Source organism: Rhodococcus sp. NPDC055024, assembly GCF_053608585.1.
In genome coordinates this window covers 147,983-167,537 of the sequence record NZ_JBSGVT010000014.1, presented here as the reverse complement: position 1 = coordinate 167,537, position 19,555 = coordinate 147,983, and the positions used below count along the sequence as shown (strand labels likewise).

16 protein-coding genes are annotated in these 19,555 nt (G+C 64.0%); 7 read left to right on the top strand and 9 right to left on the bottom strand.

Features of this window, described 5'->3' with window-relative positions:
- Positions 1-24 precede the first annotated feature (24 nt).
- Both ilvN and ACWF6P_RS25890 read right to left on the bottom strand, forming a co-directional pair.
- Complete coding sequence (gene ilvN, locus ACWF6P_RS25895) at positions 25-528, bottom strand: acetolactate synthase small subunit (protein ID WP_003944718.1); 504 nt, start codon at positions 526-528, stop codon at positions 25-27.
- Positions 525-2,465, bottom strand: a complete 1,941-nt coding sequence (locus ACWF6P_RS25890; RefSeq protein ID WP_378450048.1) for an acetolactate synthase large subunit — start codon at positions 2,463-2,465, stop codon at positions 525-527. Before ACWF6P_RS25890 ends, ilvN begins: the two co-directional genes overlap by 4 nt.
- A 265-nt stretch (positions 2,466-2,730) precedes the next feature.
- Here ACWF6P_RS25890 and ACWF6P_RS25885 point away from each other — a divergent pair, with 265 nt between their 5' ends.
- From ACWF6P_RS25885 to ACWF6P_RS25875, 3 genes are all read left to right on the top strand, one after another.
- Positions 2,731-3,252 carry a PH domain-containing protein gene (locus ACWF6P_RS25885; RefSeq protein WP_452622996.1) on the top strand — a complete coding sequence of 174 codons (522 nt, stop codon included), beginning with the start codon at positions 2,731-2,733 and terminating at the stop codon, positions 3,250-3,252.
- 72 nt (positions 3,253-3,324) lie between these two features.
- Positions 3,325-5,166, top strand: a complete 1,842-nt coding sequence (gene ilvD, locus ACWF6P_RS25880) for a dihydroxy-acid dehydratase (RefSeq protein ID WP_452622986.1) — start codon at positions 3,325-3,327, stop codon at positions 5,164-5,166.
- A 675-nt stretch (positions 5,167-5,841) separates the two neighbouring features.
- Complete coding sequence (locus ACWF6P_RS25875; protein WP_452622985.1) at positions 5,842-7,377, top strand: amino acid permease; 1,536 nt, start codon at positions 5,842-5,844, stop codon at positions 7,375-7,377.
- A 65-nt stretch (positions 7,378-7,442) separates the two neighbouring features.
- Here ACWF6P_RS25875 and ACWF6P_RS25870 read toward each other — a convergent pair whose 3' ends face one another.
- Positions 7,443-8,270 (bottom strand): DoxX family protein, encoded by an 828-nt coding sequence (locus ACWF6P_RS25870; RefSeq protein ID WP_378544650.1) that lies wholly within the window; start codon positions 8,268-8,270, stop codon positions 7,443-7,445.
- 90 nt (positions 8,271-8,360) lie between these two features.
- Between ACWF6P_RS25870 and ACWF6P_RS25865 the strand changes: the two genes are divergently transcribed.
- Positions 8,361-9,491, top strand: a complete 1,131-nt coding sequence (locus ACWF6P_RS25865; protein ID WP_378545333.1) for a PQQ-dependent sugar dehydrogenase — start codon at positions 8,361-8,363, stop codon at positions 9,489-9,491.
- Between the two features lie 60 nt (positions 9,492-9,551).
- Complete coding sequence (locus ACWF6P_RS25860) at positions 9,552-10,598, top strand: NAD(P)-dependent alcohol dehydrogenase (RefSeq protein ID WP_452622984.1); 1,047 nt, start codon at positions 9,552-9,554, stop codon at positions 10,596-10,598.
- A 101-nt stretch (positions 10,599-10,699) separates the two neighbouring features.
- Here the strand turns inward: ACWF6P_RS25860 and gatB are convergent, their stop codons facing one another.
- The 4 genes from gatB to ACWF6P_RS25840 all read right to left on the bottom strand — a co-directional run bounded on the left by gatB (position 10,700) and on the right by ACWF6P_RS25840 (position 15,330).
- Entirely contained in the window at positions 10,700-12,211 is a 1,512-nt protein-coding gene (gene gatB, locus ACWF6P_RS25855; protein ID WP_452622983.1) for an Asp-tRNA(Asn)/Glu-tRNA(Gln) amidotransferase subunit GatB, read from the bottom strand.
- Between the two features lie 25 nt (positions 12,212-12,236).
- The gene (locus ACWF6P_RS25850) at positions 12,237-13,268 is read right to left on the bottom strand and encodes an ATP-dependent 6-phosphofructokinase (protein WP_283303701.1); all 1,032 of its coding nucleotides are present in this window, start codon (positions 13,266-13,268) and stop codon (positions 12,237-12,239) included.
- Positions 13,269-13,383: 115 nt separating this feature from the next.
- The gene (locus ACWF6P_RS25845) at positions 13,384-14,046 is read right to left on the bottom strand and encodes a response regulator (protein WP_007729374.1); all 663 of its coding nucleotides are present in this window, start codon (positions 14,044-14,046) and stop codon (positions 13,384-13,386) included.
- A 9-nt stretch (positions 14,047-14,055) separates the two neighbouring features.
- Positions 14,056-15,330: a sensor histidine kinase gene (locus ACWF6P_RS25840; RefSeq protein WP_452622982.1), complete on the bottom strand. Its 1,275-nt coding sequence runs from the start codon at positions 15,328-15,330 to the stop codon at positions 14,056-14,058.
- Positions 15,331-15,494: 164 nt separating this feature from the next.
- Between ACWF6P_RS25840 and ACWF6P_RS25835 the strand changes: the two genes are divergently transcribed.
- Complete coding sequence (locus ACWF6P_RS25835) at positions 15,495-16,169, top strand: hypothetical protein (RefSeq protein ID WP_452622981.1); 675 nt, start codon at positions 15,495-15,497, stop codon at positions 16,167-16,169.
- A complete protein-coding gene (locus ACWF6P_RS25830; RefSeq protein WP_452622980.1) occupies positions 16,166-17,554 on the top strand; it encodes an alpha/beta-hydrolase family protein in 1,389 nt (462 codons plus the stop codon). Before ACWF6P_RS25835 ends, ACWF6P_RS25830 begins: the two co-directional genes overlap by 4 nt.
- Before the next feature lie 57 nt (positions 17,555-17,611).
- On the opposite strand, the gene gatA is transcribed toward ACWF6P_RS25830, so the two are convergent.
- On the bottom strand, positions 17,612-19,090 hold the full coding sequence (gene gatA / locus ACWF6P_RS25825; protein WP_378449122.1) for an Asp-tRNA(Asn)/Glu-tRNA(Gln) amidotransferase subunit GatA: 1,479 nt from the start codon (positions 19,088-19,090) through the stop codon (positions 17,612-17,614).
- Complete coding sequence (gene gatC / locus ACWF6P_RS25820; RefSeq protein WP_003944747.1) at positions 19,087-19,386, bottom strand: Asp-tRNA(Asn)/Glu-tRNA(Gln) amidotransferase subunit GatC; 300 nt, start codon at positions 19,384-19,386, stop codon at positions 19,087-19,089. Before gatC ends, gatA begins: the two co-directional genes overlap by 4 nt.
- Positions 19,387-19,555 lie beyond the last annotated feature (169 nt).

Below are 19,555 nucleotides of genomic sequence, written 5' to 3'. Positions count from 1 at the left end.
TGGATTTTTACGTGTCTAAAAGTACTAGCGGGTGGCCGTGATCGACTTCGGCCCTCGACCGACTGCCACGACCCCGGACTGAACGATCTCCCGGATACCGTACGGATCAAGCATCCGCAGCAGTGCATCCAGCTTGGACCGAGTACCGGTCGCCTCGATGGTGACGGACTCCGGGGAGACGTCGATCACCTTGGCGCGGAACAGGTTCACCGTTTCGATGACCTGCGTGCGCACGCTTGCATCTGCGCGCACCTTGATGAGCACGAGCTCGCGAGCGACGGATGCTTCACCGTCCTGCTCGACGATCTTGATGACGTTGATCAGCTTGTTGAGCTGCTTCGTCACCTGCTCGAGAGGGAACTCGTCGACCGTGACGACGATGGTCATACGTGAGATCTCGGGGATCTCGGTTCCGCCCACCGCAAGGGATTCGATGTTGAATCCGCGGCGGGAGAAAAGTGCGGAGACGCGAGCCAGCACGCCTGGCTTGTCCTCGACGAGAACACTGAGGGTGTGACTGGTGCTCACTTCTGATCCTCCCCTGTGCCCGCGGCGGGTCCGGCTTGCTCGCGCGACATGGCTTCGTGGATGACGGCGGGCTCGGCAACTGCCTCGTCGTCGTCGAACAGCGGCCGGATGCCCCGGGCCGCCATGATTTCGTCGTTGCTCGTCCCGGCAGCGACCATCGGCCACACCTGTGCGTCGGCGGTGACGATGAAGTCGATCACGACAGGCTTGTCGTTGATGGACTGCGCCTCACGGATCGCAGCTTCGACATCTTCTTCGCGCTCGACACGAATTCCGTGGCAGCCCAATGCTTCTGCGAGCTTGACGAAGTCCGGGATGCGGATGGCGCCGTGCGTTCCGAGGTTGGTGTTGGAGTAGCGCTCTTCGTAGAAGAGTGTCTGCCACTGACGCACCATGCCGAGGTTGCCGTTGTTGATCAGGGCAACCTTGATCGGAATACCTTCGAGTGCGCAGGTTGCGAGTTCCTGATTGGTCATCTGGAAGCAGCCGTCACCGTCGATCGCCCACACCTCGGTGTCGGGCATGCCCATCTTGGCGCCCATGGCCGCGGGAACCGCGTAGCCCATGGTGCCGAGTCCACCCGAGTTGAGCCACGTGCGGGGCTTCTCGTAACCGACGAACTGCGCGGCCCACATCTGGTGCTGGCCGACGCCGGCACAGTAGATGGCGTCCGGTCCCGCGAGCTTGCCGACGGTCTGGATGACATACTCCGGGCTCAGCTGACCGTCGGTGGGGCGGTCGTAGCTCAGCGGGTACGTACGACGGATGTCGTTCAGGTACGCCCACCACACGGTGAGGTCGAACGTGGTACCCGTGGCCATGTCGGCACGGATCGCCTCGATGAGTTCGGTAATGACCTCTTTGCAGTCGCCCACGATCGGGACGTCCGCGTATCGGTTCTTGCCGATCTCGGCCGGATCGATGTCGGCGTGGATGACCTTGGCATCGGGCGCAAAGGAATTCAGCTGACCGGTGACGCGGTCGTCGAAACGCGCGCCGAGGGTGATCAGGAGATCGCTGCGCTGCAGAGCGGCGACCGCGGCAACGGTGCCGTGCATACCGGGCATACCGCAGTTGAGGTCGTGGCTGTCCGGGAACGCGCCGCGGGCCATCAATGTGGTGACGACGGGGATTCCGGTCAGCTCGGCCAATTCGAGCAGCTCCGGCGAGGAGTCGGACTTGATGACGCCGCCACCGACGTACAGCACCGGCGACTTGGCGTCGGCGATCAGACGTGCAGCTTCACGTACCTGCTTGCCGTGCGGCTTGGTGACCGGGCGGTATCCCGGCAGACGCATCTCCGGCGGCCACGAGAACGTGGTCTGCGACTGCAGGATGTCCTTCGGGATATCGACCAGGACGGCACCGGGGCGACCACTGGCTGCGAGGTAGAACGCCTCGGCCATGATGCGCGGGATGTCGATCGCGTCGGTGATCAGGAAGTTGTGCTTGGTGACCGGCATCGTGATGCCTGAGATGTCGGCTTCCTGGAAGCCGTCGGTACCGATCAGCGAGCGCGCCACCTGTCCGGTGATCGCGACGATCGGAACGGAGTCCATCTGCGCGTCAGCCAGCGGCGTGACCAGGTTGGTCGCACCGGGACCCGAGGTAGCCATGCACACGCCGACCTTGCCGGTCGCCTGGGCGTAACCGGTGGCAGCGTGGCCTGCACCCTGCTCGTGGCGCACGAGCACGTGGCGGACCTTGACCGAATCGAAGAGTGGGTCGTAAACCGGGAGCACGGCACCGCCGGGAATGCCGAATACCGTGTCGACCTCGAGCTCTTCGAGGGCTCGAACCACAGACTGCGCGCCGGTTACCCGCTCAGGCGGGAGCTGGCGACGGTTGGCCGTCTGGGTTGCGGCAGCCGCGGTTGTCGGGCTCGGTGTCCCTGACTTGCGCGGCGTTGGTTGAGGCCGTGCTGTTGGTGCGCTCACTGGGAAATCCTCTGATTTGGCTCCGGGCAACAAAAAACCCCCGTCAGCATCTGCTGAGCGAGGGTGGCGCGTCGTTATCTGGTGAGTTGAAAAATCGACTCAGGCGACGACGCGCCGGCCGATTACGAGCAACTCATTCTGTTTCACGCACTCGACAGTAGAGGCGCTAGTCGCGAACGGCAAACTTGGTGAGTCGACCGTCCCAGAATCTGAGATACATCGGCTGCAATGCGAAGATGTAGAGGTGTCAACTTCGCAGCAGCCCGTGCCACCGGCTCAATCATCCCACACGCCGAAACCACTTCGGCACGTCATCCGCATTTCGCAGCTCGCTTACATGGCGTGCGCGTTCCTTCTGTTCGCGGTCAGCTTCCCGATCTTCGGGTGGCCCGTCGCCTTCAGCTGGTTGCTGATCCTTCCGATCATCGCCGTCTATCTCGTCGCGCGACTGCGCACCACCGTCAGCCCTGACGGTCTCGAGGTCCGCTCGACGTTCTCCAAGCGCACCCTCGCCTGGGACGACGTCAAGGGTTTCCGCTTCCCGAAGCGCAGCTGGGCGCGCGCAGAACTCACCGACGGAACCGAGGTGACCTTGCCTGCGGTCAGCTTCGTCAGGCTTCCCGAGATCGCGATCGCCAGCGGCGGCCGCATCACTGATCCCTATGCATCGGCCGCAGAAGCCTTCGCCGCCAAGGAAGCCGAAGAGGAAGACGCAGCAGCAGAAGCCGAGGTCGAGTCCGACAACGCCGACAACGGTTCGGTCCAGCCCGAAGAGAAGCGCCAATAGCACGCGAGTAGCGTTAAAAGGCCCTCGCTTCTATTTGAGTGGATCAGCAACGATCACATAAGGAACACGCCCATGCCCCCGTTGAGGTCACGCACCACCACCATCGGACGTAATGCTGCCGGAGCCCGATCCCTGTGGCGCGCCACAGGAATGACGGATTCCGACTTCGGCAAGCCGATCGTCGCCGTAGCGAACTCGTACACCCAGTTCGTACCCGGCCACGTGCATCTCAAGAACGTGGGCGAGATCGTTGCCGAGGCCATCAGTGCAGCCGGCGGCGTCGCTCGTGAGTTCCACACCATCGCAGTCGACGACGGCATCGCGATGGGCCACGGCGGAATGCTCTACTCACTCCCGAGCCGCGAGATCATCGCCGACTCGGTCGAGTACATGGCAAACGCCCACACGGCCGACGCACTGGTGTGTATCTCCAACTGCGACAAGATCACTCCCGGCATGCTCAACGCCGCGATGCGTCTGAACATCCCGACCGTCTTCGTCTCCGGTGGTCCGATGGAGGCCGGTAAGGCAGTGGTCGTCGGCGGCGTGGCCCAAGCCCCCACCGACCTCATCACCGCGATCTCCGCCTCGGCCAACGATGCCGTGTCCGACGAAGGCCTCGACGAGGTCGAGCGAAGCGCGTGCCCGACGTGCGGGTCCTGCTCCGGCATGTTCACCGCCAACTCCATGAACTGCCTGACCGAAGCCCTCGGTCTCGCATTGCCGGGCAACGGCTCCACGCTGGCAACTCACAAAGCGCGTCACGCACTCTTCTCTCGTGCGGGCACCACAGTGGTCGAGGCTGCCCTCAAGTACTACCGCGACGGCGACGAGTCGGTTCTGCCGCGCAACATCGCGACCCCGGCAGCGTTCCGCAACGCAATGGCTCTCGACGTCGCCATGGGCGGTTCCACCAACACAGTCCTGCACACGTTGGCTGCGGCGCAGGAAGGCGAGGTCGATTTCGACCTCGACACCATCGACGCGATCAGCCGCAAGGTGCCGTGCCTGTCCAAGGTCTCCCCCAACTCGGACTATCACATGGAAGACGTCCACCGCGCCGGCGGAATCCCCGCACTGCTCGGTGAGCTTCGCCGCGGCGGACTCCTCGAAACCGACGTCTCCACCGTGCACACCAAGAGCTTCGATCAGTGGCTCGACGAATGGGACATCCGCTCCGGCAAGGCAACCGACGAAGCAATCGAGCTTTTCCACGCGGCTCCCGGCGGCGTGCGCACCATCGAACCGTTCTCCACGGACAACCGTTGGTCTGCCCTCGACACGGATGCGGCCGGCGGCTGCATCCGCGACGTCGAGAACGCCTACACCGTCGAAGGCGGCTTGGTTGTCCTTCGCGGCAACATCGCACTCGACGGTGCGATCCTCAAGACGGCCGGCATCGACGAGGAACTGTTCTCCTTCCAGGGCCCGGCGCTGGTCGTCGAGTCTCAGGAAGAAGCCGTCTCGGTCATCTTGCAGAAGAAGATCAAGGCCGGCGACGTTCTCGTCGTGCGTTACGAAGGCCCCAAGGGCGGCCCCGGCATGCAGGAAATGCTGCACCCCACCGCCTTCCTGAAGGGCGCGGGCCTCGGTAAGGAATGCGCACTGATCACCGACGGTCGTTTCTCGGGCGGAACCTCCGGACTGTCCATCGGCCACATCTCCCCTGAGGCCGCCGCAGGCGGAGTCATCGGACTCGTCCAGAACGGCGATCAGGTTCGCATCGACGTCGCCTCGCGCACGCTGGAGATCCTTGTCGACGACGACGTCCTCGCCGAGCGACGCGCCAAGATGGAGACCTCGGAGCGCCCGTGGCAGCCGGTCGATCGTCAGCGCACCGTGACGACAGCCCTGCGCGCCTACGCCGCCCTGGCAACGTCGGCGGACAAGGGCGCGGTTCGCTACGTTCCGTAAGTCCCGCCACGAACGGTAAAAGATCCCCGGCTGCTCTTCGGCCGGGGATCTTTTCTGTCGGCGAGAGACATGAATCGGGATCAGATCCACGCCAGTGCCGACATCTCGAGATGCACGTAGCCGGGAACCCGACTCCACCTACCGAAGACCACGATCGAGTATTTGGAGCCGAATTCCCTTGTACTGCATCGTGTAATGATGATCGGGTTCAGCGGCCTGTGGAACCGTCCAGACCGTGTCGTGACCCAGTCGATGGCCGGTCCAACCGTCGTCGCCGTACGCAGTGCCGTGATCGGAACGGACCTTTGCCAGACACCGGCGCGGTGAACTTATTGACTGCAAAACAGACCGACAGGTACCGAAGACTGGTCGACACGCGGAGCAATCAATCGGAACGATATGAGCTATCAGACATTTCAGACCGAATCGCGCGTCTGGCTCGTGAGCGAATTCACTTGGACGTAGGGTTCCAGACACCAACTGATCAATTCAGATACATGAGGGGGGATGACTTTCAGTCAGGTGATCATTTCGGTCAGTTCGAGCGACCTGACTTGCACACGGCGCTCACCAGTGGTTCCCTCATCAGGTCGCTGAGACGCACATCACAACGACGACAGTCAGCCACCGCCCGTCACCCACAAGGTCGACGAGGAAACAACCAAGGAGCAATACATGCCCGGAGTCGGCATATGGCGCACCAAATCCGTCGAGCAATCGATCGCGGACACCGACGAGCCTGAGACAAAGCTCAAGAAGGAATTGACCGCGAAGGACCTCACGGTATTCGGAGTCGCCGTCGTCATCGGCGCAGGCATCTTCACGCTCACTGCTCGAACCGCAGGCAATGTCGCAGGACCCTCCATTTCACTGGCATTCGTTCTCGCTGCCATTGCCTGTGGCCTTGCCGCACTGTGTTACGCGGAGTTCGCCTCCACTGTTCCGGTCGCCGGCAGCGCATACACGTTCTCCTACGCGACGTTCGGTGAGTTCGCGGCCTGGATCATCGGCTGGGACCTCATCCTCGAGTTCGCACTCGCCTCCGCTGTCGTCGGCAAGGGTTGGTCGCTCTATCTCGGCAACGTCATCGGTGCCAGCGGCAGTACCACCGCGCACATCGGATCGATCAGCTTCGACTGGGGCGCACTGCTCATCATCGGAGCGATCACGCTGATCCTCGCGATCGGCACCAAGGTTTCCTCGCGAGTCTCCGCTGTCATCACCGCAATCAAGATCGCGGTAGTACTGCTCGTCATCGTCGTCGGCGCGTTCTACATCAAGAAGGAGAACTACTCCCCCTTCATCCCGCCGTCCGAGGGGGCTGAGAGCTCTGCCAGCGGAATCCACCAGACATTGTTCTCCTGGCTGACCGGCGCCGGTGGAAGCAGCTACGGCGCATACGGATTGCTCGCCGCCGCCAGCCTCGTGTTCTTCGCCTTCATCGGTTTCGACGTCGTCGCCACCACCGCCGAGGAAACCAAGAACCCGCAGAAGTCGTTGCCGCGAGGAATCTTCGGCTCGCTCGCCATCGTCACGGTTCTCTACGTTGCCGTCACGCTCGTACTGACCGGAATGGTCAAGTACACCGAACTCAAGGACGGCAGTCCGCTGGTCGGCGATTCCAGCGCCACCCTCGCAACCGCATTCGAGGCCAACGGCATTGGTTGGGCACAAACCGCCATCAACTTCGGTGGCCTGGCCGGCCTCACGACAGTTGTCATGGTCATGATGCTCGGCCAGACCCGCGTCCTCTTCGCCATGTCCCGTGACGGCCTCATGCCGCGCAGCCTGGCCAAGACCAACGCCAAGGGCATCCCGATGCGCATCACGTTGATCGTCGGTGGCATCGTTGCCGTCCTGGCAGCGTTCTTCCCCATGGGCACGCTCGAAGAAATGGTCAACATCGGCACGCTCTTCGCATTCGTCCTGGTCTGCGTCGGCGTTATCGTCCTGCGCCGCACCCGCCCCGACCTGCCGCGCGGATTCCGCGTCCCACTGGTTCCGTTCGTTCCGATCGTCGCCGTGCTCGCCTGCGGTTGGCTGATGCTCAACCTCTCGGTCGAGACCTGGATCCGCTTCCTCGTCTGGATGGCCATCGGTGTGCTCGTGTACTTCGCCTACGGACACCGCAAGTCGGTCCTCGGCCGCAAGCTCAAGGACGGAACAGCCATCCCGTCTGCGAATGCCGATCCGGTACTCGTCAAGGACTGACCCTTCACAAACGAACCGCCGCCTTCCGATTCGGAAGGCGGCGGTTCGTTTTGGTTGTGCGAATTTCAGATGAGCGGATTGGCACCGTTCAGGAAGATCCAAGTGCAGACGCCGGCAGCGATGCCGAGAATCAAGACCACGAGCGACCCGACAAACGGGCGGGTGGCCCAGCCCCGACGACCATCCAGTGCGATACGGCCAGGACCCGTCAAGATGATGACGCCGGCGCAGATTCCCAGCAGCATCTCGTATTCGGTACCGGCCGGGGCGAAGTACTCGAGACCCGGGGCGCTCGCCTGACGCAGCGCCCACGCGTTGATCATCACGGCCAGAACCGACGCTGCCGCAACGGGAGTCAGCAACCCGAGAATGAGGAGCGCGCCACCCGCGACCTCACCGACGGCGCCGAGTATCGCCATCCACTTCGCCTGCTGGAACCCGGCATCCGCCAGCATCGTCTCGAACCCGCCCAGACCCGGCCCGTTCCAGATACCGGTCAACTTCTGCAGACCGTGCACCAATGCAGTTCCACCGACGGCCAACCGCAAGGCAAGCAAGCCGAGGTCGAGAGTGCCTCGACTCCGCGGAGCCTCCGTTGTACCTGCCACCGCTTCGGCGGTGGGGACAGCGGCGATCGGAGCGTCGTACGCCGTCTCACGCTCGAGAGCCACCGTCGGTTGATCTGCGCCCGGTGCGCGATACGTCGGTATCTGTTCGGTGAGGGAGTTGGCGTTCGTGGAACCGAAGTCAAGATCGTCGTCGGTACGCGGCAACGGGTTTTTGGCGCTCACCGTCGGAAATTGTTCGGTGGGCGAATCATACGGACTGGACACATTGCCCGTCGGCTTGTCCGCATCCGACAACTCGCTGGGATCTTTTCGCTCGTCAGTCACGTAGGTGAGCCTATGACCGATTCACGAACTCGACGGGGAACCTTGGTCCGGCGTGGCGGCATCGGTCGTGGGTTACGTAACGTCTTGGGCATGACTACGGGTAGGCATGCAGCGCTGGGCGCACTGGCTCTGGTGCTCGGGACATCGTTGCTCGCAGGTTGCGCCGACTTCGACGAATCGACTGCCTCGCCGTTCACACCCGAGCCGACCAACCAGGCCAGCGCCGAAGTGCAGCCGGAGAATCCGCCGCCCTCGACCACGCCGCCGGCGCCACGTACCGGCCCTCTCGGCCCCTGTCAGGACGCCGACACTGCCGTGATCGCAACCTGTCTCGACACCACGGGTGGGCTCGTCACACTCCCGGACGGGAACTCGGGGTTGGTCGCCGAACGTCGGACCGGTCGAATCATGCAGGTAGCGCCCAACACGACGCCCGTCGAGGTTGCCAAGATCGACGTCGACGGCAGCGGCGACGGCGGACTGCTCGACATCGCCCTCTCCCCCACATTTGTCGAAGACAATCTGATCTATGCCTACGTCACCACCGGTACCGACAACCGGGTGGTCCGCATCGCTCCGGGCGACACCGCAAAGGAAGTCCTCGGTGGAATTCCACGCGGCGCGAGTGGCAACGGCGGGTCACTGGAGTTCGCAGCCCCGGACCAGCTCATGGTCCTGACGGGCGATACCGGAAACCCTGCGGTTGCTCAGGATCCCGGCTCGTTGGCGGGGAAATTGTTGCGAGTCCGATCGTTGACGCCCACCGCAGCGCCGCCTCGCCCGGAAGTTGTTCTGTCCGGAATCGGGAACGGCGGCGGCGTGTGTGTGGATCCGGGTATCGCGACGTGGGTGACCGACCGAACCACTCTCGAGGATCGCCTCCAACGTGTCGGCTCCGACGGAACGGTGACGTCCCCCGCTTGGACGTGGCCTGACCGACCCGGCGTCGGAGGGTGCATTGCGGCGCAGGGAGTGGTAGCTGTCGCGCTGGGGGCCGGCAAAGCGATCTCGGCGCTGGCCGCAGATCCAGGAACAGGTGCCGTCACGACCGCGCCGTCGGCAGTGGCGAAAGACACGTACGGCCAACTGGGCGGTTTGGCACTCGGATCCGACGGTTTGATGTGGGCGAGCACGATAAACAAAACCGCGGGCGAGCCGGGTCCGAACGACGACAAGGTGGTCAAGATCCCGATGCCGAGTGGCAGCGGCGGGATCGACTGAGCCTCTGATTTCCATACGCACTTCCAGGACCGGTTGGCCAACCACGACAAAGGAGTCGGAATGAAGGCAATCCAGTACACGAGAATCGGCGCAGAGCCCGAACTCACGGAGATTCCCAAACCCGAGCCCGGTCCAGGTGAAGTGCTCCTGGAAGTCACCGCTGCCGGCGTCTGCCACTCGGACGACTTCATCATGAGCCTGCCCGAGGAGCAGTACACCTACGGCCTTCCGCTTACTCTCGGTCACGAAGGCGCCGGCCGAGTCGCGGCCGTCGGCGAGGGTGTCGAGGGGCTCGGCATCGGAAGCAATGTCGTCGTCTACGGACCTTGGGGTTGCGGCAACTGTTGGCACTGCTCGCAGGGACTGGAAAACTACTGTTCTCGCGCAAAAGAACTCGGCATCAATCCTCCCGGACTCGGCGCCCCCGGCGCATTGGCCGAATTCATGATCGTCGACTCACCTCGCCACCTCGTCCCGATCGGCGACCTCGACCCGGTCAAGACAGTGCCACTGACCGACGCCGGCCTGACGCCCTATCACGCGATCAAGCGTTCTCTGCCGAAACTTCGCGGAGGCTCGTACGCGGTTGTCATCGGCACCGGTGGTCTCGGCCACGTCGCCATTCAGCTCCTCCGCCACCTCTCGGCAGCCACGGTCATCGCACTCGACGTGAGCGCGGACAAGCTCGAACTGGCAACCAAGGTCGGCGCTCACGAAGTGGTGCTCTCCGACAAGGATGCGGCCGAGAACGTCCGCAAGATCACCGGAAGTCAGGGCGCCGCACTGGTTCTCGACTTCGTCGGCTACCAGCCCACCATCGACACCGCGATGGCTGTCGCCGGCGTCGGATCCGACGTCACCATCGTCGGGATCGGCGACGGTCAGGCGCATGCCAAGGTCGGGTTCTTCCAAAGTCCTTACGAGGCTTCGGTGACCGTTCCTTACTGGGGTGCCCGCACCGAATTGATCGAATTGATCGACCTCGCCCACGCCGGCATCTTCGACATAGCGGTGGAGACCTTCAGCCTCGACAACGGAGCCGAAGCGTATCGACGACTGGCCGCCGGAACGCTCAGCGGCCGCGCGGTTGTGGTCCCCGGTCTGTAGATCGACAGTATCCAGATCGACAGTATCCAGATCGACAGCGGTAAAACACTGATGCCCGGCCGAATTCGATTCGGCCGGGCATCAGTGTTCGCTACCGAGGACTAGCTGCACGCCTCGATGACAAGTTCCTTCACACGAGCCGCGTCTGCCTGCCCACGAGTGGCCTTCATGACGTCGCCGACAATCTTTCCGGCGGCCTGCACCTTGCCACTGCGGATCTTGTCCGCGATGTCGGGGTTGGCTGCGAGCGCTTCGTCGACGGCTGCCTTGAGCTTGGTTTCGTCACGTTCGACGACCAACTCCGGGTGCGCCGCGACAACCTGCTCCGGATCACCCTCGCCGTCGAGGACGTGATCGACGACCTGGCGAGCGACCTTGTTGTTGAGCTTGCCGCTATCGATGAGAGCGACGACCTGGGCAACCTGCGCCGGGGTGATCGGCAGAGCACCGAGTTCGACGCCACGGGCGTTGGCCTGCTGTGACAGGTAGGACAGCCACCACGACCGCGCTGCCTCGGGCGACGCACCGGCCTCGGTGGTCGCGATCACCAGATCGATGGCACCGGCATTGACGAGGTCGCGCATGACCTCGTCGGAGATTCCCCAGTCCTTCTGGATCCGCGCGCGGCGAATCCAGGGAAGCTCCGGCAAGGTGCCGCGCAGTTCTTCCACCCACTCGGCGCTCGGGGCAACAGGCTCGAGATCCGGCTCCGGGAAGTAGCGGTAGTCCTCGGCCGTTTCCTTACGGCGTCCAGCGGCGGTGGTGCCGTCGGCTTCCTGGAAGTGACGGGTCTCCTGGATGACCTCACCGCCGGCGTCGAGAACTGCTGCCTGACGGCGCATTTCGTAGCGAACCGCGACCTCGACACTTTTGAGGGAGTTGACGTTCTTGGTCTCGGTACGCGTTCCGAGTTCCTCGGCGCCGATCGGCATCAGCGAAATGTTGGCGTCGCAACGCATCGATCCCTGATCCATCCGCACGTCGGAGACGTCGAGGGACTTCAGCAGATCACGAAGCGCCGTCACGTAGGCACGGGCAACCTCGGGAGCGCGCTCGCCGGCACCGTGGATGGTCTTGGTGACGATCTCGACCAGCGGCACACCGGCACGGTTGTAGTCGAGTAGTGAGTGGCTTGCGCCGTGGATACGGCCGGTAGCACCGCCGACATGGAGGGACTTTCCGGTGTCCTCTTCCATGTGCGCGCGCTCGATGTCGACACGCCACGTCGTGCCGTCGTCGAGGATCACGTCGAGGTAGCCCTCGGTCGCGATCGGCTCGTCGTACTGGGAGATCTGGTAGTTCTTCGGCTGATCCGGGTAGAAGTAGTTCTTACGCGCGAATCGACCCCACGGTGTGATGGAGCAGTTGAGCGCAAGACCGATCCGGATCGCGGATTCGACAGCAGCTGCGTTCACCACCGGCAACGAACCGGGCATGCCCAGACAGACCGGGCACACCTGGGTATTGGGTTCGGCACCGAACTCGGTGGGGCACGGGCAGAACATCTTGGTCGCGGTGCCGAGTTCTACGTGCACCTCCATACCCATCACAGGCTCGTACTTGGTCAGTACTTCGTCGTAATCGAGGATGTCGGGCGCATCGACAGCAGTCATGGTGATCAGTTTATGCGTCTGCGGCTCAGCCGAAGAATGCGGCTGCCTCCTCGTAGCGCTCCTTGGGCACCGTCTTGAGTTTGCGGGTCGCCTCGGCGAGCGGAACGAGGTCGATGGACGTTCCGTGCAAGGCGACCATCTGACCGAAATCTCCGCGGTGAGCTGCGTCGGTGGCATGTACGCCGAAGCGGGTGGCAAGGATGCGGTCGTGCGGCGTCGGGGTGCCGCCGCGCTGAATGTGTCCGAGGACGGTGGTGCGAACTTCCTTGCCGATCCGACGCTCGATCTCGTTACCGAGCTGCTGCGCGACTCCGGTGAAGATCTTGTGGCCGAACTCGTCGATGCCACCCTCGCGCAGAGTCATCGACGCGGGATCGGGCATCGCGCCTTCGGCGACGACGCAGATGAAGTGGGAGTCGCCGCGCTGGAAGCGCTTCTTGACCATCGCGCACACCTCGTCGACGTCGAACGGTTGTTCCGGAACCAGCGTCAGGTGTGCCCCCGACGCCAGTCCGGCTTGCAGCGCGATCCAGCCCGCGTGCCGGCCCATGACCTCGACGAGCATGACGCGCTGGTGTGATTCGGCCGTGGTGTGGAGTCTGTCGATGGCGTCGGTGGCGACGGCCAAGGCGGTGTCGAAACCGAAAGTCACGTCGGTGCAGTCGATGTCGTTGTCGATCGTCTTGGGCACGCCGATCACGGGCACGCCACTCTCGGAAAGCCAACTGGCCGCAGTGAGCGTGCCTTCGCCGCCGATCGGGATCAGGACGTCGATCCCGTTGTCGTCGAGGGTCTGCTTGATCTGATCGAGACCCGCGCGCAGTTTGTCGGGGTTCACACGAGCGGTGCCGAGGATCGTGCCGCCGCGAGTGAGGATGCGGTTGATGCGATCGTCCGCGTCGAGAGGGACCTTGCGGTCCTCGAGAAGTCCCCGCCAGCCGTCCCGGAATCCGACCACGGTACTGCCGTAACGACCGGCCGACGTACGTACGACGGCGCGGATGACCGCGTTCAAGCCCGGGCAGTCGCCGCCGCCCGTGAGGATTCCGATTCGCATAGTGCAGCACCTCTCGTGACCGGATTGTGGATCTTGGTGTCCATCTTCCCCCAGTCACCGTATTGCCGCAGGATAGCGGCGTTGCCGAGCCGCAACGCCGCGCCGTACGGGATCACTAACCCGGCGTGACGAGCCCGCTTTCGTACGCCAACACGACTGCCTGGGCGCGATCACGCAGATCGAGCTTCGACAGCACCTTCCCGACATGGGTCTTGACGGTCTGCTCGGCGACGAACAGCCGCTCGGCGATCTCGACGTTGGACAATCCGCGGGCGATCAGTTCGAGGACCTCGCGCTCACGCGGGGTCAGGGCGTCGAGCGCTGCGGGCCGTGCGCGCGGGGCCGCCCGCCGGCTGGTCACATCGGCAATCAGCCGTCGCGTCACCGTCGGCGCCAGCAAGGCCTGCCCTTCGGCGACGACGCGTACCGCCCGAATCAGTTCCTCAGCCGGTGCGTCCTTGAGCATGAAACCGCTCGCCCCGACGCTCAGTGCCTCGTAGACGTAGTCGTCGATGTCGAAAGTGGTGAGCATGAGGACTCGCACCGGCGGTTCCCATCCGGCGGACAGAATCTGGCGGGCAGCGTCGAGTCCGTTCATCTCGGGCATGCGAACATCCATCAACACCACATCCGGACGCAATCGCGCGACCTCGGCGACGGCGATCTTGCCGTCCGGCGCATCGCCGATCACGCTGATGTCGGGCTGGGCGGAGAGTAGGGCTCCGAACCCTTGTCGAACCATCGCCTGGTCGTCTGCGATGAATACTGTGATGGGCACTCGGACAGCCTAGGCGGGCATCGACGGCAACTCGGCCCGGACCTCGAACCCTCCGTCCTCGCGCCGGTTTGCCAACAGCATGCCGCCTACGGCCGAAGCCCGCTCACGCATTCCGCGTATTCCATTGCCACCAGTGGTTTCCGACGCCGAGTGCTGATTGCCACCCAGTGGCGAAGGTCCGTTGTTCACGAGCGCGCTCACCGATTGCGGGCCGAACGCCACGGCGACTTCGATGGGTCCGCCAGGTGAATGCCTGGCCGCATTGGTGATCGACTCCTGAATGATCCGGTATAGCGCAAGTCCCGTGGATTCCGAGACCGACGCTCGATCTCCGTCGACTCGCCACGACACCGGAAGTCCGGCACGTGTACTGCCGAGCAGCAGTTCGTCCAACTGGTCGACGCCCGGTTGCGGGGCCGTCACCACCGAGTCGCCGTCGCTGCGCAGTACTCCGAGGAGACCACGAATCTCATTGAGTGCTGCTCGCCCTGTCTCACTTATCGATTCGAATTCGGTCCGGATCTCCGGAGTGACCGCATCGAGTCGGTACGGCGCACTCTGCGCTTGCACGACCACCATCGACATGTGGTGGGCCACGATGTCGTGCAAGTCGCGGGCGATCCGCGCCTTCTCCTCGAGGATCGTTCGCCGAGTGCGTTCGAGTTCACTGACTTCCTCCTGCTTGGCCAACTGGCGGCGCGAGAGAACCAACCAGCGGATCAACAGGCAGAAGACCACCAGGGCACTCAGCCCGACAGCCCAACCCGCTCCGTCGCTTCCCGGGGCGTTGCCGAGGAAGAGCAGCACCGTGGCGATCCAGGCGACACCGACAACCTGAATGGGCGCTCGCAGACTCACCGCGGCGAGCAAGCACATCAGCACGATGATGTGGACGACCTGCCACGGATAGTCGTAACCGGGCGTGTTGTCGAACACCAACGGGATGATCAGCGCCGACACCGCCGACACCGCCCACCCCAACGGTGCGTTGATCCGGATCAGGACAAACGGAAAGGCGGCCAACGCGGCGACGAACGGCATGATCGGCGGCGAAACATGATGCGTCAGTTGCAGTGTCGGCCACGCGATCGCGTAGAGGATCAAGGTGACCGCGACTATGACGAAGTTCCAGAACTGACCGTGGGCCACGAAACGGGTTGCGCGGCGCACTTTCTCCGAATGCACTACCGCCCCGTCGAGGCCGGACAGCATCGACCCGGCAGTGGCGAATGTCGGTGCGGGCGCATCCGGTGCGCCCCTGTTCTTCCTGCGGACCTTGATCACCCGTCAAGCCTATGAAGGCGAACCCCGAAAGTCCTCATACTGCAGAGTGAGATCCCCCTACCTCCGAGGTATCACAGGGGAGGGAATTCTCACCCGAATCGGCCTCGGAGAACCCCTCCACAGAGCGATGACCGCCAGGATTGTCCGTTCATAGCGTGAACGGCATGCGGATCACACGAGTGAAAGACCTCTCTCGAAGCGGCGGCACCTGGGCTGCCCTGGCCCTGGCGGCAACGGCGGCAATCATCGTCACTGCCGGATCGAGCGGCGCCGAGCCGCCGCGCACCGAGAACTCGAACGCATCCAGGGCGATCGCCACCGTGACTACCGCGGATGCCTCTGACGCTGTGACCACCATCCCGGCGGACTTTGCGGCATTCGCGGGCTACACCCCCACCGTCGTCGATGGATACCTCGCCAATCCTCACGGCGACTGCTCGTCGCCGGTCCCACTTCCCGACGAATTCGACTCGGCCTGCAAAGCGCACGATCTCGGCTACGACCTGCTCCGCTACGCGCATTCGCACGGAACTGAACTGGGGCCGTGGGCACGTCAGGTCCTCGACGGTCAGCTCGACGAGCGAATGCATGCCGCGTGTGAAGACCGCACGTCCTTTCTCTCACGAGGGTATTGCTTCGCGATGGCCGATGTAGCCGTCACAGCGGTGAACGGAAATTCTTGGCGCCAAAGCTATCTGACGCCGGTCACGGAATCGGGATTCGGTTACGGCACGGCCGGCGTTCTGGCAGTCTCCGCCCTCGGCTTCACCCTGATGCGATCGCGGCGCCTCGACCCGTCGAACGAGTTCTCCTACTCCCCGAAAGCGATTGCAGCATGAGCGTTCTGAATGCGTCACGGACCCCCGTCCTCGCCCGAGTCGGGGTGCTCGCACTCCCCCGAGTGTCGACGAGCGTCGCCGTGGCAGCGATGTCCGCCATCTCACTTGCTCCCGGACTGCTGCCGAGATCAGCCGTGCTCCAGGGTGCGTTCAGCGGTCTGCTCGTCGCGGCCGGACTACTGGCGATGTGGGCGTTCTCCGCGGTTACCCGTCGGCTCGTCTCCGATCGCGTGAAGGCTCGATTCGACGAACATCATTGGCGCATCAGTGCGTTGGGGTTGTCGACGGCCGCCACCGCGATTGCGATGTTCGCCGCCTCCAGTTGGCAGAACTCGTTGCGAGCGGCGATGGGAGCACCGCCTGCCGGACTTCTCCACTGGGCGGAGGCGGGTTGCATTGCAGCACTGACCGCACTTGGTCTCTGGGGCATCGGGGTCGGAATTTCGAAGGCGCTGCGGTGGATGGGTTTCGCGCGGAGCGTCGGCGCACTGGTCATGGGTGTTCTCGGAGTGCAGTTGGTAGTCGGTCCCGCCGTGTGGAACGGTCTTTCAGATTCATTCGACAGTTCCAACGCGTACATCGACACTGCTCTGACACAGCCACTTTCGGCCTCCGTGTCAGGCAGCCCCGAATCTCTCATCTCGTGGACGTCGATGGGCGCGGAGGGACGCAAATTCGTCGCAGCAGGCGAAGACTCGGTGCGCGTCTACGCCGGTTTGGATTCCGCACCCGACGCCGCATCGCGTGCCGCTCTCGCCGTGAGTGAACTCGATCGCGTCGGCGGCTTTGCCCGCAACAGCGTCGTGGTGGCCGTTCCGACCGGCTCGGGGTGGATCGACACGCACGCAGTCGACGGTATCGAGCAACGGTTCGGCGGCGACGTCGCGATAGTCGGCCAGCAATACTCCGACGCACCCAGCTGGGCGACGTTCCTGTTCAGCCGGGACGAGGCCGAAGATTCAGCCACCGTTCTGTTCACTGCGGTCGGTGCACACATCGCCTCGATGCCGACCGCAGAGCGACCGGACCTGTTCCTCTACGGACAGAGCCTGGGCGCCGTCGGGGGCAGCGCTGCGTTGATCGAGAAAAGCCCCACCGCCGCGTGCGACGTGTTGTGGGCCGGTCCCCCGGCGGGCGCGACGCGGACGGAGGGCGCAACCGTTCTCGCGAACACGTCCGACCCGGTGGTGTGGTGGTCCCCCGCCCTCGCGACGCAGAAGCCGGACCTGAGCCGCGCCGTCCAGGATGCTCCGATCCCGCAGTGGATTCCAGGCGTCACGTTCTTGCAGACGACCGCGGACATGCTCGGTTCGCTCGGTGTTCCCGCCGGCCACGGTCATCGCTACGGAACCGATCAGGGGACGGCTTTGGGGACCTGCTCCTGAAACTGCTGTGCGCCTTTATTAACCGCGGGGGGTTAATAAAGGCGCACAGCAAACAGGTCAGACTGCAGTCGCGATCGGGCCGCGTGCAGCTTCGTAGGCGGCACCGACACGGTAGAGGCGCTCGTCAGCCATGGCGGGCGCCATGATCTGCAGGCCCACCGGCAGGTTGTCGTCCGCAGACAGACCCGAGGGCACCGACATCGCGCAGTGTCCCGCCAGGTTGGTCGGCAACGTGCACAGGTCGGAGAGGTACATGGCCAGCGGGTCGCCGACCTTCTCACCCAACTTCCACGGGGTGAACGGGCTGGTCGGCGAGACCAGTACGTCTACCTTCTCGTAGGCCTTGTCGAAATCGCGCGCGATGAGCGTACGCACCTTGAGCGCCGAGCCGTAGTAGGCGTCGTAGTAGCCCGAGGACAGTGCGTAGGTGCCGATCATGATGCGACGCTTGACCTCTGGGCCGAAACCGGCGGCGCGGGTGGCGGCCATGACCTGGTCGGCGCTCATGTTGCCTTCGTCGACACGCAGTCCGTAGCGCATGGCGTCGAAGCGAGCCAGGTTGGACGAAACCTCACTGGGTAGCACCAGGTAGTACGACGCGAGCGCGTGCTCGAAGCTCGGGCACGAGACCTCGACAACCTCGGCGCCGAGAGCCTTGAGCTGCTCGACTGCGGCGTCGAAGGAAGCGATGACGCCGGGCTGGTAGCTGTCGGAGTGCAGTTCCTTGACAACACCGACCTTCACGCCGCGCAGGTCGCCATTTGCACCTTCACGTGCTGCGGCAACCACCGGACGCACGGGGGCGTCGATGGACGTGGAGTCACGCGGATCGTGTCCGGCGATGACCTCGTGCAGCAGAGCGGTGTCGAGCACGGTGCGACCACAGGGGCCGCCCTGATCGAGCGAGGACGCGCACGCGACGAGTCCGAAGCGTGAGACGGTTCCGTACGTCGGCTTGGTTCCGACCGTCGCGGTGACCGCAGCAGGCTGACGGATCGAACCGCCGGTGTCGGTACCGATGGCCAGTGGAGCCTGACGGGATGCGAGTGCTGCCGCGCTACCGCCACCGGATCCTCCGGGGATGCGGGTGACGTCCCACGGGTTGCGAGTCGGACCGAAGGCGGAGTTCTCCGTCGAGGAGCCCATCGCAAATTCGTCGAGGTTCGTCTTGCCGAGAATCGGGATGCCGGCAGCGCGCAGCTTGGACGTCAGGGTCGCGTCGTACGGCGCAACCCAGCCTTCGAGAATCTTCGACGCACAGGTGGTCGGCATGTCCGTCGTGGTGAAGATGTCCTTCAACGCGATCGGAACACCGGCGAGTGCCGAAGCGGGTTCGTTTCCGCCTGCGAGCGAGTTGTCCACTGCTGCGGCAGCTTCGAGAGCCTGCTCGCCGGCGACGTGCAGGAATGCGTGGTACTCGGTGTCGACGGCAGCGATGCGGTCGAGATGCGCCTGCGTGACCTCTACCGAGGACACCTCACGCGAGTGGATCTTGCCGGCCAGCTCAGCGGCGTCCAGCGTGGTCAGATCGGTCATTCGCCCTCTCCAAGGATCTGCGGAACCGCAAAGCGATCCTGTTCGACTGCGGGTGCTCCGGACAATGCCTGCTCGGGGGTCAACCCGGGCACGATCACGTCGGGGCGCGTCACGTTGGTGACGGCATTGGGGTTCGCCATGGGCGGGACGTCGTCGGCCGCAACCTCGGTGACCACCTTGACGTGGTTGAGAATCGAATCCAACTGACCGGCGAACTCGTCGAGTTCGGCATCGGACAGGGCGAGTCTGGACAGCCGCGCGAGGTGCGCGACCTCGTCACGGGAGATGGCAGGCACCGCGGGGCCCCTTTCGGAAGAGGACGTGAACATTGCCGGTCCAGCCTAGTTCCTCACCGACACAGACCTGTAAGCACGCCTGCTGTGTCGACCGGTACGCACGCCTACTGTGTCCACCGCCACGTCGAATCCACCTCGTGTTTCGCTCGTGTGACAAGCATGTGCACCC